13 protein-coding genes are annotated in these 15120 nt (G+C 47.9%); 11 read left to right on the forward strand and 2 right to left on the reverse strand.

The features are described from left to right. Positions 1-34: 34 nt before the first annotated feature. On the reverse strand, positions 35-1642 hold the full coding sequence (locus HQN88_RS20405) for a copper amine oxidase N-terminal domain-containing protein (RefSeq protein WP_173115936.1): 1608 nt from the start codon (positions 1640-1642) through the stop codon (positions 35-37). 189 nt (positions 1643-1831) lie between these two features. On the opposite strand from HQN88_RS20405, the gene HQN88_RS20410 reads away from it, so the two are divergent. From HQN88_RS20410 to HQN88_RS20460, 11 genes are all read left to right on the forward strand, one after another. After that, positions 1832-2416 (forward strand): RNA polymerase sigma factor, encoded by a 585-nt coding sequence (locus tag HQN88_RS20410; RefSeq protein ID WP_173115937.1) that lies wholly within the window; start codon positions 1832-1834, stop codon positions 2414-2416. Continuing rightward, positions 2403-3212: an anti-sigma factor gene (locus HQN88_RS20415; protein ID WP_246320355.1), complete on the forward strand. Its 810-nt coding sequence runs from the start codon at positions 2403-2405 to the stop codon at positions 3210-3212. The genes HQN88_RS20410 and HQN88_RS20415 overlap by 14 nt, the downstream gene beginning before the upstream one ends. A 487-nt stretch (positions 3213-3699) precedes the next feature. After that, a complete protein-coding gene (locus HQN88_RS20420; protein ID WP_173115938.1) occupies positions 3700-4392 on the forward strand; it encodes a hypothetical protein in 693 nt (230 codons plus the stop codon). 124 nt (positions 4393-4516) lie between these two features. Further along, a complete protein-coding gene (locus tag HQN88_RS20425; RefSeq protein ID WP_173115939.1) occupies positions 4517-5803 on the forward strand; it encodes an RAP domain-containing protein in 1287 nt (428 codons plus the stop codon). 5 nt (positions 5804-5808) lie between these two features. Then, a complete protein-coding gene (locus HQN88_RS20430; protein ID WP_246320356.1) occupies positions 5809-6675 on the forward strand; it encodes a sugar phosphate isomerase/epimerase family protein in 867 nt (288 codons plus the stop codon). A gap of 17 nt (positions 6676-6692) precedes the next feature. After that, entirely contained in the window at positions 6693-7172 is a 480-nt protein-coding gene (locus HQN88_RS20435) for a DinB family protein (protein WP_173115940.1), read from the forward strand. Positions 7173-7277: 105 nt separating this feature from the next. After that, the gene (locus HQN88_RS20440; protein ID WP_173115941.1) at positions 7278-8765 is read left to right on the forward strand and encodes a protein adenylyltransferase SelO; all 1488 of its coding nucleotides are present in this window, start codon (positions 7278-7280) and stop codon (positions 8763-8765) included. A gap of 826 nt (positions 8766-9591) precedes the next feature. Further along, the gene (locus HQN88_RS20445) at positions 9592-10599 is read left to right on the forward strand and encodes a sulfonate ABC transporter substrate-binding protein (RefSeq protein ID WP_420794170.1); all 1008 of its coding nucleotides are present in this window, start codon (positions 9592-9594) and stop codon (positions 10597-10599) included. Between the two features lie 38 nt (positions 10600-10637). Beyond that, positions 10638-11822, forward strand: coding sequence for an FMNH2-dependent alkanesulfonate monooxygenase (gene ssuD, locus HQN88_RS20450; RefSeq protein ID WP_173115942.1), 1185 nt, complete (start codon positions 10638-10640; stop codon positions 11820-11822). Beyond that, entirely contained in the window at positions 11791-12573 is a 783-nt protein-coding gene (ssuC, locus tag HQN88_RS20455) for an aliphatic sulfonate ABC transporter permease SsuC (RefSeq protein WP_173115943.1), read from the forward strand. Before ssuD ends, ssuC begins: the two co-directional genes overlap by 32 nt. A gap of 15 nt (positions 12574-12588) precedes the next feature. Continuing rightward, positions 12589-13368 (forward strand): ATP-binding cassette domain-containing protein, encoded by a 780-nt coding sequence (locus HQN88_RS20460; protein ID WP_173115944.1) that lies wholly within the window; start codon positions 12589-12591, stop codon positions 13366-13368. A 72-nt stretch (positions 13369-13440) separates the two neighbouring features. Here the strand turns inward: HQN88_RS20460 and HQN88_RS20465 are convergent, their stop codons facing one another. Further along, on the reverse strand, positions 13441-14919 hold the full coding sequence (locus tag HQN88_RS20465; protein WP_173115945.1) for a lipopolysaccharide biosynthesis protein: 1479 nt from the start codon (positions 14917-14919) through the stop codon (positions 13441-13443). Positions 14920-15120: the final 201 nt, after the last annotated feature.

The following is a 15120-nucleotide window of genomic DNA, read 5'->3' on the forward strand; positions in this document are numbered from 1 at the left end:
GGCAGAATAACCCTGGCTGTAACGGCAACGAGTGTTAATGAGAATGCCCCATCTCCATGGCCATTTGTTTCGTTAACATGATGGACCAATCGGATTCATTCCATGTGACATCCCAACCGAGAAGTTCAGTTATAAAACGTAGAGGAACTTGTGTACGTCCACCTTGCAGGAAGATCTGCGTACCGATTTCTTTACGCTGTCCATTCAATTCCATATAAGGCTTGCCGATCCAGAACGTGGCTGTATTTCCGCCTGTTTTGACCCAAGCAGTTTGCGTAGCTGCATCCCAAGTGACTTCGGCGCCAATGGCTTCACCTAAGTAACGTAATGGGATAAATGTGTTGCCGTCTTTCATGAATGGAGCCACATCCATCCAAGTTGTCGTGCCATTAATGGTAAGTGCACCACTTCCAATTTTCATCCAAATGCTAGTGGTAGGTGACGTTGGAGCGGCAGGCCCATGAAATTTCTCAGGGAATTGCGCGACGATCCCACCAGCAAGTGCGCTTGCTGTCATAAACATATGCGCATAAGCGGTACGTTCATCTGAGTATGTCTTAGCGTAGTCTTTGTTTACATAGGCATTAAAAGCTTGGAGCAAATGATCAATGTGCATTTTCAAGCCATCAGCAATCGCAGCTGTTTTGAAGTAGGTAGGATTCGCCATGTTGAAAAATTCGGCTTGCTCCATGCGATATTCTTCAAGCTCAGCAACTGCTTTAGTGCGGCCAGTTTCATCTTTCGCTGCTGTAGCTTTCACATAGTCTACGAAATAGCCAATGTGGGAAGACCAAATCGGTTTGAACGCTTCACCAGCAGATTGACCGTATACAGAAGCAATAGCTGCAGTTAAATCGTCGGTGTTCTTACCAAGTGCACCTGCAGCAGCAGCGAAATCGGGTGCGCCGTTGATCCCTTTTTGCATAGCGAGGACGGCTAGGGTTGCATGTTCGCCAAGCAGTTGCCCAAGGCCGGCACGAAGGTCAATACCTGGGGATTTCACAGTGGCAGCTGGGAATTTCTCTGGGAATTGAGCTTCAATGCCGCTAGCAAGTGCGGCTGCAGTCATAAACATATGGGCATAAGCGGTACGTGCGTCGGTGTAGGCCATATCGTAGTCTTTGTTCACATAGGCGTTGAAAGCGTCGAGCAGGTGGGTAATGTGCATTTTCAAACCATCAGCAATGGCTGTTTTATCAAAAAACGCAGGGTTCGCTTTGTTGAAAAATTCGGCTTGCTTCATCCGATAATCTTCAAGCTCAGCGATCGCTTTAAGTCGTCCAGCTTCGTCCTTGGCTACCGTTGCTTTCACGTAGTCCACGAAGTAACCGATGTGTGAGGACCAAATAGGCTTGAAGGCATCACCGGCAGGTTGACCATATACCGATGCAATCGCTGCAGATAAGTCATCGGTGTTCTTGCCAAGTGCGGCAGCGGCATCACCGAAATCAGCTGACCCGTCGTAACCTTTTTGCATGGCGATGATGGCGAGATAGGCGTGTTCTCCAAGTAATTGGCCTAGAGCTATCTGCAGATCGGGTGCTGGACCTGTTGTTTTAACCTCATGTGCGCTCGCTAGTGTTGGTAGTAATAAACTGAAACATAACAGTAGAATGGCAAATTTACTTTGTAAGCTTTTCATTCTCTTCACTCCCTTATTCAAAGTTGGTCCGCTTGTGAAAAGCGGTTATACTTAGTGCAACGAAAGAGATATAGAGTTGGATCACTCGGAGCCAAAAAAAGTTTTTCTATAGTGAACCTTCATAAAAATCCAACATGGGAATTCTTACGAAAGATTTATGAGGGAATGGCGAGGAAAGGGGACTATGGATTGAACGATACAGTGGACGATAGGCATTTGATGCAACTGATCTCACATAAAGACTCGGAAGCCCTCGAAACACTTTACGACCGATATGAACAGATAATCTATAACTTTGCTTACCGGATTGTTAAGGATGCGATGGCGGCCGAAGAAGTGATGCAGGAATTGTTCTTGCGGATTTGGAATCAAGCAGAGAATTATGATCATTCGCAGGGGAAGTTATCTTCTTGGATGTTTGCGATTACGCGCAATATTGCGATAGACCATCTTCGCAGACGCAGTTCAAGAACTGCGCACCAGACAGTCGACACGGACTATTTGAATCTCATTCGCGATAAGGAAACGACAGAGGACATCGTCGAGTTACGCATGATTGGGGAGCATGTGAAGGAAGCGCTGCAGGGGCTAAATGAGGATCAGCAACAGGTTGTTGATATGATTTACTATCAGGGATTCACGCAGCAGGAAGTAGCAGATCTCGCGTCGATCCCGCTTGGAACCGTCAAAAGCAGGGTCAGATTGGCCATGAAGCAACTACAGCAACGTTTAAGTCATTGGGGAAGGAGGGATCGGGTTCATGACGGACATTAGAAATCTACCATGTGAATTAGCTGAATTGTATGCGTTAGGGGCCTTACAGGGTGAGGAAAAGATGAGCTTTGAAGCTCACTTGAAGACATGCAGGGATTGTCAGGAAGTGGTGGAAGCGTCACGGCAGATCGTAGAACTTCTTCCTCTTGCATCGGAGCAGATGGAAGTGCCTTCAGGGATGAAGTCAAGAATTTTGACAAGGGTGCTGGCTTCAGAAATTGAATCGGAAATAGCGAAGCAAGCGGAAAGTGAAAGTCCGGCTATGGTTCGGGGGAATTTGATTACTCCAAGTAAGCAAGAAGGGGCAATTCCAATGCGTGGAAACCGTTCCTGGCGCTATGCCAGTCTAGGGTTGGCTGCCGCTGTGATCGGACTGACCCTGTATACAGGGCAGTTACGTCAAGACGTGAACCAATTGCAGCAGCAAATTGCTATCAGCACTGGGCCAGTGCAAGGGCTTAAAGTGAATGAAGCCGTCACGCTAAATCCAGCAACGAAGGACATCGTAGCCAAAGGATTAGCCACGATTGTCGTGGATAAGAGCGGTACTCATCTTGTTGTGCAAGCCGAGAATTTGCCAGAACTAAAAGGCACGGAAGCTTATCAAGTTTGGCTAATCAAAGGCGAGAATACGTTTAATGCCGGTACCTTCCTATCTCAAGATGGCAATGGGGCGTTATATTATTCGTTCAATCCACAGAATTACGATGCAGTGGCGATTACACTTGAACCAGATGCTGTAGGAGAAAATCCAAGAGGGAAAATCGTGCTTGCAGCACCGATAAAAAGAGGTTAAATAAAGGACGATACCCGCAAAGTCATTTGATGAAGCGGACTATCGTCCTTTTTCTTATGTGTCAGGCATTACTCCTCGTACTGGTGCAAGCACAAGCATATGCACATGCTTTAAGCACAGCTACAAGCATCGGTGCTACCCACAGGGGATCCTAGCGGCCAAGCAAATAACTGGATTTTCTGTGGCTAATTTAATCGAAATGGCGGCATTTTGCAAACTAACTGGATTTCCTCCCGTTATTTTAGGCCGATTTGGTCAAAGGAGACATTTCGAGCAAAATTAGATGTAGGAAATCCAGTTAAACTCCCCAAAGGCTGGTTTTACCCGGAAATAGATGTAGGAGATCCAGCTAATTCTGACAAGCGGAATTTGCCATGGCAATCTGAGGCTCCACTCTCCACTTGCGAAACGTTTACACGCTGATTCAACCAAATTGTGGTAGTATTATAAAATATAAGCATTTATTACTTCGTGGAGGTGCACAGGAATGCGTGCAACTAAAATACCGCAGATACTTTCAGTCATCGTATTGGCAGGTCTAATCACTTGGGCTGTTGTGAATGACGCCTCAAGCCGTAAAGTTATGAGTGTTCCTGAGTTTCAGGTGGATGATAAAACAGACAGATCCATGTGGTCTGCTTCTCCTGAACCGCTATTTGATAAAACCAATGAAAAGCTGAAGCCATTTATGGGGCTGATGTCGGGTTCAATTGCGCTTCAATATCATGGGCCGCAACAGAATTTTGCAGTCAGTTTCGATTATTGGAGTGATGGTGTGAAGAAGAATACGTCAGCGGGCACGAGCATGACCATGATGGAGAAGGACAAAGACGAGGAGGGGAATTACCATTTCGAAGGTGATTTTGTTTATTCGTTTAAGGATCGCCAAGACCCTAACGGTGTTGTCTATAGCGAGTTGGAATATGCAATCATCGGACGTAATGGTTACTATAGCTCGGCCGTCAGGGTAGATAAACCAGTGGGAATTGGACTAACAGGTGAAATGAAATTACAACAGAGCGTCAAAGTCCCGCAAGATGAAAGTATCGTGGTATGGGGTTTGCAAGGAACCGATAAGCAATCGATGCTTTCCTATTCGACCATAGCAGAAACGTTGAAAATTGCCAAATGGGCAATGACCGTTCGACTAGGTTTTATCGGCCCAGACGAGGAAATATAATCAGGAGTGATATGTATTATAGTGCAAATTTCTATGTGATTCAATGCATGTATTCTTATAGTAAATAACACTATGATAAGTTCATGAGTTCATATTATAGTGCAAAGATACTGGAGGGGTACTTATGCTGCATCCATTCATGGGAATCAAGGATTGGGATCGTATCGGCATGTCCGTAGAGGAATCGGCCAAAACCTTACAACGTATTGCTTATGTTGATCGTCAACTTATGCGGATTGAGGCTGCGCATATGGCGGCTAGACCCGAATATGAAATAAAAGGAGCGCTTGCGCGTTTGAGCTCGCAGGATGCGGAACATCACGATCAATTCCGCAATCGCATTAAGCAGCTGCGCATGAGCACGGTAGCATTCGATAAATGTCCAGATGCATCGCTGAACGAGCTTATGCAAACGGTGCTGAATTCAGCAACAACGTTGTGTTTGTTGACGGCGCTCTTTGATGTGGTGAAGCCTGCGCAAATTGCGGCCATACATGCCTATAAGGGCAAAGCACAGCCTCTCGTTGATGAACCTACGCTTCATATCATGAAGCATCAGCTCATCGACCGCGAGGAGCAAATGGACTGGGGACGCGAGGCGCTTCACTATCTGCTGCAATCCGCATCAGACGCGGAGAAGGAACAAGCGCAGCTCTGGAGAATGTATGTGGAACAGCTGCTTGCAGCAGCGGGCGGTGTGACAGGATGGGAGGAACGAGTTCCCGTAGATTCATCTGCTCGGATCATCACTGAACCATTCGCCATGCCGCAAATTAGTACACGAGATAGTCGCTTTACCCCACAGGTTGTGAAAATGCAAGGATTGGACCTCTCAGACGATGTGGAAGGTCGATTCATGACGATGATGCTGTCGAGGTTTTACGAGATGTCTCCAGCTGAAGGCGTAGCTTACGTTCATTTCACAACAGAGGGCAAACCATGGCATTTCTATCGCGATACCGCTAGACATATGTGGGATGAGGTTCGCCACAGCTGGTTCGGCGAGGCCGCGCTTCGTGCGAAGGGGTACGATGTGTATCAATTCCCGAGCTGGACGGGGTGGTACGATATGACGGCACAACTGTTCGAGGGCACAGAAGCTTATTCGCATTTGACGATTGCCATTGAGAAGGCAGCCATGAAGTATCCGCCAGGTAAGCGCGAGGAGTGGGAGTTCTGCCGCGATATCGCGAAGGATCCGCTTATGACGACATTTCAAGATTTTGACTGGGCAGATGAGGTTGTGCATGCAGGTTTTGGACAGCGTTGGATGATTGAAGATGTTCATGGCGGTGATGCGCGTGCGGCACAGGAAGAAGCGGAGCGAACCGTGAAGAAACGTGCTGTGTACATGGAGGCGCATGGTGATCTGAATAAAAATAAACCGGCGGGTAGCCTAGGAGGCTATTAATACGAATGATGGAAAAATTCGATATGACCAGGATCAATGATGGCTCTAATCGCCCCCCACGACTCGAAATTCATCAATCGATGTGGGCGATGATGGAGCTAGAAACTGAGCTTCCGCTAGAGGCAAAGCTTGAGCGTATTGCAGGCGCAGGCTTTACTGGCATTCTGGCGAGGGTACCGGAGATAAATGAAAGAGATGAGTGGAAACGCTTGCTCAATCAATACAGTCTGAGCTTTGGCTCACATTGTTTCCCGTTCAGCTCGAGTGACTTATCGGCACATATACAACATGCTGCAGATATGGATATGCTATATGTGAATGGGCAGGTGGCGGACTCTTTTGTGATAGATGAAGAGGCTATTGAGTTGCTAGGTGGACTCGTCGCTGTGTCGGCTGCGCATAGCATGCCATTTTATGCAGAGACGCATCGTGGCAAAATTACACAAGACTTGATCCGCACTGTGCAATACGCGCAAGCGTTGCCTAATCTTCGGTTTACGTTAGATATCTCCCACTATGTGCTGGCAGGGGAAATGACGGAGATGCAAGAGAAGGCCGAGCCTCTTCTTGATAAGGTGCTGCAACGAACGTCAGCGATTCATAGCCGTATTTCGTCGGGTGAGCAAATTCAAGTCGATGTTGGTTATTCAGATGCGATGCTGGCACGTTATGAGAAATGGTGGACCCAAGCGATGCGCTACTGGCTTCAAGGGGCTAAGCCTGGTGATGTGCTTCCTTTCGTCTGCGAGCTTGGTCCTGCACCTTATGCGATCAAAGGGCAAGGTGGTCGGGAGCTCTCCAGTCGGTGGGAGCAAGCCTTGATTTTGAAAAATGTGGCGCAAGCTTGCTGGAAACGTGCTACAGTAGAGTAAAAAAGCGAGGCTATCTTATGGAGCAAATCACGCTCAAGCAACTGGATTTTATTCGTCAATCTACCATCAAAGCGGTTGCAGGGCTATCGGAAAACACAATAGACCACATACCCGAAGGATTTAATAACAACATCCGGTGGAATTTGGGGCACATTATTTTCGTGCAAGAGAAGTTTGCTTTTCATTTTGTTGGCGAACCGTTACAAATTCCTGAGAACTTTGAGCGATTATTTGCAAAAGGAACCAGACCATCCGAATGGAACGAGGAACTTCCTACGCTTGATGAGTTACTTGTGTTGCTTGCTGAGCAACCAAAGCGGATTCAGCGTCTATTACGCGATCGTTTAGATGAAAGCGTGTCGAAGCCATTCACAACAGGCAGCGGTCTACTTCTAAGTACCATTGGGGAGTTCTTAAATTTCACAATGTATCACGAGGGCATGCATTTTAATACAATATCCATTTTAAAACGATTTGCAACGCAGCATCAGTCTTAGAAAACTATATGGGAAACCTCTTCGATAATGCTTATGAAGAGGTTTTTTTGTCGACTATGATATAATTGGGAAAGTAGGATGTTGGAGCAAGAAAGAGGAGATACGATGACAGATCATATGGCAAAACAAGATACAGGCTGGAACTTTGATAACAGTTATGCACGTCTGCCGCAAACCTTCTTTACAAAGGTTGATCCCACGCCTGGGCGCGCACCGAAGTTGGTTGTTTTGAATGAGCCCGTTGCCAAGGAGCTCGGGTTGAATGCTTCGGCATTGCGAAGCGAAGAGGGTGTGGCTACGCTGGCAGGCAACCATATTGCAGAAGGTTCGATACCGCTTGCGCAAGCTTATGCGGCACATCAATTCGGGCATTTTAACATGTTAGGGGATGGTCGTGCTATCCTGCTGGGCGAACAGATCACTCCCCAAGGGGAACGGGTGGATGTTCAGCTGAAAGGTTCGGGCAGAACGCCGTATTCCCGAAGAGGGGATGGCCGTGCTGCCCTTGGACCGATGCTGCGTGAATACATCATCAGCGAAGCGATGGTCGGACTTGGTATTCCTACGACGCGAAGTTTAGCTGTTGTAACAACAGGGGATGTTATTTACCGTGAAACGGAGCTGCCTGGTGCAGTGCTGACACGCATAGCGGCAAGTCATATTCGCGTTGGTACGTTTCAATATGCTGCTCAATATGGGTCGGTGGAGGATGTTCAGGCGCTTGCGGATTACACCATACAGAGACATTACCCAGAAGTTGATGCAAGTGAGAACGGGAGTGAGCAACGTTACCTTCACTTCCTTCAGGAAGTGATTAAGCGTCAAGCCAAGCTTATTACGAAATGGCAGCTTGTTGGCTTTATTCACGGCGTGATGAATACCGATAATATGGCGATTAGCGGAGAAACGATTGATTATGGTCCTTGTGCCTTCATGGATGGCTATGACCCAGCGACAGTGTTCAGCTCTATCGACACGCATGGTCGGTACGCCTATGGCAATCAACCGCGTATTGCGGTGTGGAATTTGGCTAGATTGGCAGAAACGCTGTTGCCGCTGCTGCATGCTGATGAGGAGCAAGCAATTAAGCTAGCCGAGGGTGCGCTGTCCGAATTTTCCGCGACCTATCAACAATCGTGGCTCACGGGTATGAGAGCGAAGCTAGGGATTTTTCATGAAGAGCAAGACGATCTTGCGCTGATCGAAGGATTGTTAAGTATGATGGAGAAGCATAGTGCGGATTATACGAATACGTTTTTAGCCTTGACGTTTAATAAAACAGAGGAATCAGACCTGTTCAGCGCCCCAGAATTTGCCCCTTGGCAGGAACAATGGCAGGCAAGACTGGGGAGGCAAAAGGAAGATCAAACGGCCTCACAGCAATTGATGCGCAGCGCTAATCCTGCGGTTATTCCACGCAATCATCGCGTAGAAGAAGCCTTAGAAGCCGCGGTCGAACACGGTGATTATAGCGTGATGGAGCGACTTCTTTCTGTGCTAGCGAATCCCTTCGCGCACGCACCGGAGCAGGTGGAGTATGCCGCGCTGCCGGAACCTTCGGCTTGTGCATATCAAACGTTTTGTGGGACTTGAGTACTTGAGTTTGGAAAGGAAGCCAACTGCCGATTGGGGTGGTTGGCTTTTTCGATGTTGGCTTACTCTATACTTGCTGGGGATGTTGGGACTGGCTAGCTCTCAGTTGGATAACTAACTGGATTTTCTCCATCTATTTGAGCTTGAATCCACCAATTTGACGAACTAGCTGTATTTTCTACAGTTAATATTCCACTTTTTCCCCGTTTCCTTAGATAGCGATTAAAATAGCTGGACTTTTTCCATCTAATCGCCGAAATCCAAGGAATTCGCCAAATTTAACTGTAGATTTTCCATCTAAACAGTGCACGGGCGTCCTAGTTCCTTGGAACATGCCTCGACGGATACCAACTTTGCCAACTGAGGCGGCTGGACGCACCTTCTGCGTTCTCCTCTTTCGATGCTGTGTCTCTTCCTCCGTTCCACTCTCCAACTGAGGCGGCTGGACTCACCCTCTGCGTTCTCCTCTTTCGATGCTGCGTCGCTTCCTCCATTCCCTCTCCAACAAATGCGGCTGGATTCACCATCTGCGTCCTCTTCTTTCGATGCTGCGTCGCTTCCTCCAACTCACCCTTCCCTTTTCGGGGTTATCGGGTAGGAGAATGAGACGGAGGCCACAAGTTACAAAATTTTCTAATAAAACTATTGACGTACACCAAGAATGCTGATAAATTAAAACCAAGTAATCTTATCAGAATAATTATGTATCGACCGGACCACCGGAGACACAAGCGAAACTTCCATGAAGGGGAAGTGCTGTGTCTCTTTTTTTGTATCCAATCGATGCACGCTGTAAACAAACTATATAAGAAATAAGGGGGGCTTTATGATGAAAAAAAATCTACTCACGAGTCTTGTATTATCCACGTTGTTAATTACGGTGCTAAGTGGTTGCGGAACGGCTTCTAAGTCGACAACGGGCGCAGCTGATACGAAAGCGCCAGCGGCTACAACAAAATCAGAGAAAAGTACGACACTACGCATCGGTTATCAGAAATACGGTACAGTAAACTTCTTGAAAGCGAACGGCGAGCTAGATAAAGCGCTTAAAGAAAAAGGCATCACCATTCAATGGACGGAGTTCCCAGGTGGTCCTCAGCTGCTAGAAGCGATGAATGTTGGCAGCATTGATTTGGGGCATACGGGAGAAGCGCCGCCGATTTTTGCACAGGCTGCAGGTACGCCGCTCGTTTACTTAGGGCATGAACCCGCAAGCCCTGCTAGTGAAGCGATTCTCATTCCTGAGAAATCCGAGATTAAATCGGTTGCTGAGCTGAAAGGCAAGAAAGTTGCCTTGAATAAAGGTTCCAACGTGCATTACCTGTTAGTGAAGCAGCTCGAAAAAGCTGGTTTGAAATATGAAGATATTCAAGTTGTTTTCCTACCACCAGCAGATGCGAGAGCAGCGTTTGAGAAAGGCAGCGTCGATGCTTGGGTCATCTGGGATCCGTTCTTCTCAGCGGCAGAAACGTCTGCCAAAGCAAAAATCTTAGCTGACGGCAAAGACACTGTAGCCAATCACGAATTTTATCTAGCAACACGTTCTTATGCAGAAAGCAATAAAGATACGGTCAAAGTTGTATTAGATCAATTGGCCAAAGTAGATGTCTGGTCCAAAGATCACCCGAAAGAGCTTGCCGAAACGTTGTCTCCGCAGCTAGGTATTGACGTACCTTCCCTGGAACGCGCGGCAAAACGCAGAACATACGGCATTTTGCCAATCGATGATGCTTTGATCAATGAACAACAGAAAATCGCTGATACCTTTTTCAAACTAGGACTGATTCCCAAAGAAATTAAAGTAAAAGATGCCGTATTGCCAGCTACGAAATAGGTTCGAGCTACTCATAAAGAATAAGGGAGACGATGAAGATGGAAGTATTCTGGTTCATTCCGACACACGGAGACAGCAGATACATTGGAACAACGAAAGGGGCGCGCGCAGTTGACTATGGCTACATGAAGCAGATTGCGCAAGCGGCAGATCAACTAGGCTATGGTGGCGTACTGTTGCCGACGGGTAGATCTTGCGAGGATGCATGGGTAGTCGCATCGTCCTTAATTCCCGTGACAGAGCGGCTGAAGTTTCTAGTCGCAGTCAGACCGGGCTTGATGTCGCCGACCCTTTCGGCCAGAATGGCTTCCACCTTCGATCGGTTATCGGATGGTCGATTATTGATTAACGTCGTCACAGGCGGGGATGCGAAGGAGCTTGAAGCGGAGGGACTTTTCCTGGAGCATGATGCTCGATACAATTTGACGGACGAATTCTTGCACATTTGGCGCAAAGAACTGGCCGGTGAACAAGTCGATTTCACAGGTGAACATTTGAAAGTCAAAGGTGGGAAGATTGTCTATCCGCCGATCCAAGCACCGTACCCGCCGATTTATTTCGGTGGCTCCTCACCAGCTGGGATTGAAGTAGCAGCAGATCATGTCGATGTGTACTTAACGTGGGGAGAGCCGCCAGCTCAAGTTGCTGAGAAAATTAAAACAGTTCGCGAAGCTGCAGCTAAACGCGGCCGCACGGTGAAGTTTGGGATTCGATTGCATGTCATCGTACGTGAAACCTCAGAGGAAGCTTGGGCAGATGCCAATCGCCTCATTTCCCATCTGGACGATGAGACCATTGCTTCTGCGCAGAAAATATTCGCAACTATGGACTCTGTTGGCCAACGCCGTATGGCAGAGCTGCACAAGGGTGATCGGACCAAGCTGGAAATTAGTCCTAATCTGTGGGCGGGCATCGGGCTTGTGCGCGGAGGTGCAGGGACAGCTTTGGTCGGTGATCCGGAGACGGTTGCGGCACGAATGAAAGAGTATGCGGACCTAGGTATTGAGACGTTTATTTTCTCGGGCTATCCGCACTTGGAAGAGGCTTATCGGACAGCGGAGCTGCTATTCCCGCATTTGCCATTGAACACGCAAAAGAAGCGTTCTTCTGAATCTGCGAATTACGTAAGTCCGTTTGGAGAACTCATCGCCAACACGGAGTTGCCGAAGCCAGCAAAGGGGGTTCGGTCCGATGACAACCAACCTGTCAAAGTCTCTGGTTAAAGGGCTGCTCCCGTGGGCGCTTCCGATTGTACTTATCGTTTTATGGCAGCTATTGGGGCAATTTGGGGTCATTTCCACCCGAATACTATCTACACCTTCAGCCGTATTCGCGGCTGGTGTCCATTTGGCAGAGAAAGGTACCCTATTTACGTATATTGGTGCCAGTTCCAAACGAGCATTCATCGGCTTTGCGATTGGTGGGAGTATCGGTTTTGCCCTAGGTTTAATTAATGGACTCTTTCCTATCCTTGAAAAGGTGACGGACACATCGGTACAAATGCTGCGGAATATTCCTCATCTAGCGATGATTCCGTTGGTTATCCTCTGGTTTGGTATTGGTGAAGAAGGCAAGCTCTTCTTAGTTGCATTAGGCGTGTTCTTTCCGATTTATTTAAATACATTCCACGGTATTCGGTCTGTCGATCCAGGTTTAATCGAAATGGGTCGTGTTTACGGGCTTCGCCATTTTCATCTCTTCCGCAAAATCATTATTCCGGGTGCGCTGCCCTCGATTTTGGTCGGGGTTCGTTTCTCACTAGGTATTATGTGGATAACTTTAATCGTGGCCGAAACGATTTCGTCCTCTTCAGGGATTGGCTACATGGCGATGAATGCTAGAGAATTTTTGCAAATGGATGTTGTTATTCTGAGTATTATCGTCTATGCCCTGCTAGGCAAAATATCCGACTATATAGCGAAGCTTCTGGAACATGCATGGCTGCAATGGCATCCTAATTTCTTGAAACCATAAAGGAGAGTGGGCACGATGGCGGAAAGTACTGGCATTCGATTACAAGTGAAGCAGGCTGCGAAGGTTTTTGGGCAAAAGCAAGTGCTGCAAGGTGTGGAGCTGGACGTAGCACCCGGTGAATTTATTGCGATTGTCGGGCGAAGCGGCTGCGGCAAAAGCACACTGCTGCGCTTAATCGCCGGGCTGGATAAGCCTTCGAGCGGCCAAATCGAGGTCGATGGCCAGACGCTCAAAGGCATCCATTCCGAAACACGTGTGTTGTTCCAGGATGCGCGTCTGCTTCCATGGAACCGCGTGCTCGCGAATGTTCAGGTTGGGGTGAGAGACGGCTCGCGGTGGAGAGCTGAGGAGGTTCTTGCGCAAGTAGGTCTTGCGGACAGAACGAATGAATGGCCGGGGGTTCTGTCTGGGGGGCAACGCCAACGCGTTGCACTGGCCCGTGCTTTGGCAGGGCAGCCTCGCCTGCTGCTGTTGGATGAGCCGCTCGGCGCGCTTGATGCGTTGACCCGCATCGAGATGCAGCAACTGATTGAGCGGTTGTGGTATCAGCAGAAGTTTACGGCGCTGCTCGTTACGCATGACGTTTCGGAAGCCGTTCAGCTGGCGGATCGTGTTATTCTAATCGAAGAGGGCCAGATCGCCCTCGATGTGAAAATCACGCTCCCACGGCCCCGCGTGCGGGACAGCGGGTTCGCCTATTTTGAACAGTTGATTCTGGATCGCATATTGGTGAAGGAGCAGAATCCTGCCCTAGGGGATATTACACCGAATAACAAATATGCGTATTCAATCTAACATTTGCAAACAAAAAGCACTTCATGGCAGTATGACTGCCTTTGAAGTGCTTTTCTGCATGTAACCCTATATTCAGCGGGCTGCTGGCGTATGTATGTCGGTCCCCGTATGGGGGCGTTTTTCAATCATAATCGTAAACAGGAGCAACCCCACAAGTCCAGCGACGATGAAAATGGGATACCATCCCTTGGCAAACGAGCCAGCTTCCATAATGGCCATCATTCCAATTGTAGGTAGAAGAGGCTGTCCGTAAGCTTTCCACCAATCAAGCGGAAATTTTTCATAATAGAAAAATCCAATCATCGCGAGCGCGGAGACAGCCCAACCTCCCGTATAAATCCAAACGGCCAAGACGGGACTCTCAGCTGCAATAAAGGGGACGATGGCAATGACGAAAATCCCAGCCACGATCATGACCCAGAAGTTCGCTTTCGTTTTGCCAATTCCCGCTAAGATGCTGCCGCCAAGCCGACCTACGGAGGAAAATAAGACGCCTAAAGCCATCAGTCGAATATAAGCAGCGGAATCCCCGGATGTAAAGCTCTCCCCGAATAGAAATCCGTTAATCTGATCGGGATATAAACAAATGAGCGCTGTCAGCGGATACAGAAAAATGTTGTTATACCGGACACAGCTCGTCCCACGGTGCTTGCTTTCTTTCATATCTTGCGCGCTTTCGGCCACGAATGGGAAGGTGACAATCATGAACGCCCATGTAATGATGCCGATGAAGCCTGTTATACGGAATCCATTCGATAAATAACCAACAGCGATAACCGAACTGGAACCAACCATCATGACCAGAAAAGGCTGCTGAAATGCTTTCGCGATATTACCCGCCCAGGAAGGCAAGCCGTATGCCATCATGCCCCGAACCTCTTGCATGGGGATGCCACCGAACCATTTCGGATTATGCACACGTTCAACTTTCCAGCCAATAAAAAGAGCCGTAAGGATCGCCCCTACGCTCATCCATAGCGAGATATTTTCGAGAAGGTTCAACGAACCAACGGGCAATAATACGCCGACAACGGTACCCGAAGTGGCAAGCGTAGTAGTAATGACCATGAAGAAGGCCTGAACACCGAAATCACGGTTTCCTGAGAAAGAAGCGACACCAATATTGATAAGGGAGTTGAAAACAAACATGATCGAGCTCAGGATCAGGGCACCTTTTAGCTCAGGTAAATGATAATAATTTGCTAGAATTGGTGCGAGTAGCGCGAGTAGGATCCCGAAAATAACGCCGAATAGTGAGCTCCCGAAAAAGGCTACGCGAAAATTGGTTTGTATCGCCTGGGCCGGCTTCCTAGAAAAGGTGTAGATCAAGGAGGAGTTGAATCCGACATTAAGAAACAAGGAGGCCATACCGAAAATTTGCAACAAGAGATTCACTTGCCCGAATTTGGTAGGATCGTCTAAGACACGAGCTAGAACGATGCTTCCCACGGTTTGGAGCATTTGGTTAATGAAGAGACCGAGCACAATGATGGACACATTTCGAAGCAAAAATCGCTGTGTATCCGTTAACATGAGATTCCGATTCAGCATGGGGGTAGCCCCTTTTCCCGTTTATAGGTTTTGTTATCCAAAGAGTAGCAGACCCCTACCAGGTTGACAACCGAAGGAATGGCAGATAAAGGGAGATAAATGGAGGTATTCGGAGATTATATGAGGTCTCGAATGGCTGAAAGATTAATACGGGGATTGCACATCCCCAAAAAACCACCCCTTATATACTTCCATGGTTAT

This window comes from Paenibacillus qinlingensis, assembly GCF_013204845.1.
In the GTDB taxonomy this organism is placed as follows: domain Bacteria; phylum Bacillota; class Bacilli; order Paenibacillales; family NBRC-103111; genus Paenibacillus_E; species Paenibacillus_E qinlingensis.

What these genes read in the sequence shown, in the direction of transcription:
- HQN88_RS20420 (WP_173115938.1), top strand. Translation starts at nt 3,700, where the DNA reads ATGCGTGCAACTAAAATACCGCAGATACTTTCAGTCATCGTATTGGCA.
- ssuC (WP_173115943.1), top strand. Translation starts at nt 11,791, where the DNA reads ATGACAACCAACCTGTCAAAGTCTCTGGTTAAAGGGCTGCTCCCGTGG.
- HQN88_RS20460 (WP_173115944.1), top strand. Translation starts at nt 12,589, where the DNA reads ATGGCGGAAAGTACTGGCATTCGATTACAAGTGAAGCAGGCTGCGAAG.
- HQN88_RS20440 (WP_173115941.1), top strand. Translation starts at nt 7,278, where the DNA reads ATGACAGATCATATGGCAAAACAAGATACAGGCTGGAACTTTGATAAC.
- ssuD (WP_173115942.1), top strand. Translation starts at nt 10,638, where the DNA reads ATGGAAGTATTCTGGTTCATTCCGACACACGGAGACAGCAGATACATT.
- HQN88_RS20405 (WP_173115936.1), bottom strand. Translation starts at nt 1,642, where the DNA reads ATGAAAAGCTTACAAAGTAAATTTGCCATTCTACTGTTATGTTTCAGT.
- HQN88_RS20430 (WP_246320356.1), top strand. Translation starts at nt 5,809, where the DNA reads ATGATGGAAAAATTCGATATGACCAGGATCAATGATGGCTCTAATCGC.
- HQN88_RS20465 (WP_173115945.1), bottom strand. Translation starts at nt 14,919, where the DNA reads ATGCTGAATCGGAATCTCATGTTAACGGATACACAGCGATTTTTGCTT.
- HQN88_RS20415 (WP_246320355.1), top strand. Translation starts at nt 2,403, where the DNA reads ATGACGGACATTAGAAATCTACCATGTGAATTAGCTGAATTGTATGCG.
- HQN88_RS20445 (WP_420794170.1), top strand. Translation starts at nt 9,592, where the DNA reads ATGATGAAAAAAAATCTACTCACGAGTCTTGTATTATCCACGTTGTTA.
- HQN88_RS20425 (WP_173115939.1), top strand. Translation starts at nt 4,517, where the DNA reads ATGCTGCATCCATTCATGGGAATCAAGGATTGGGATCGTATCGGCATG.
- HQN88_RS20435 (WP_173115940.1), top strand. Translation starts at nt 6,693, where the DNA reads ATGGAGCAAATCACGCTCAAGCAACTGGATTTTATTCGTCAATCTACC.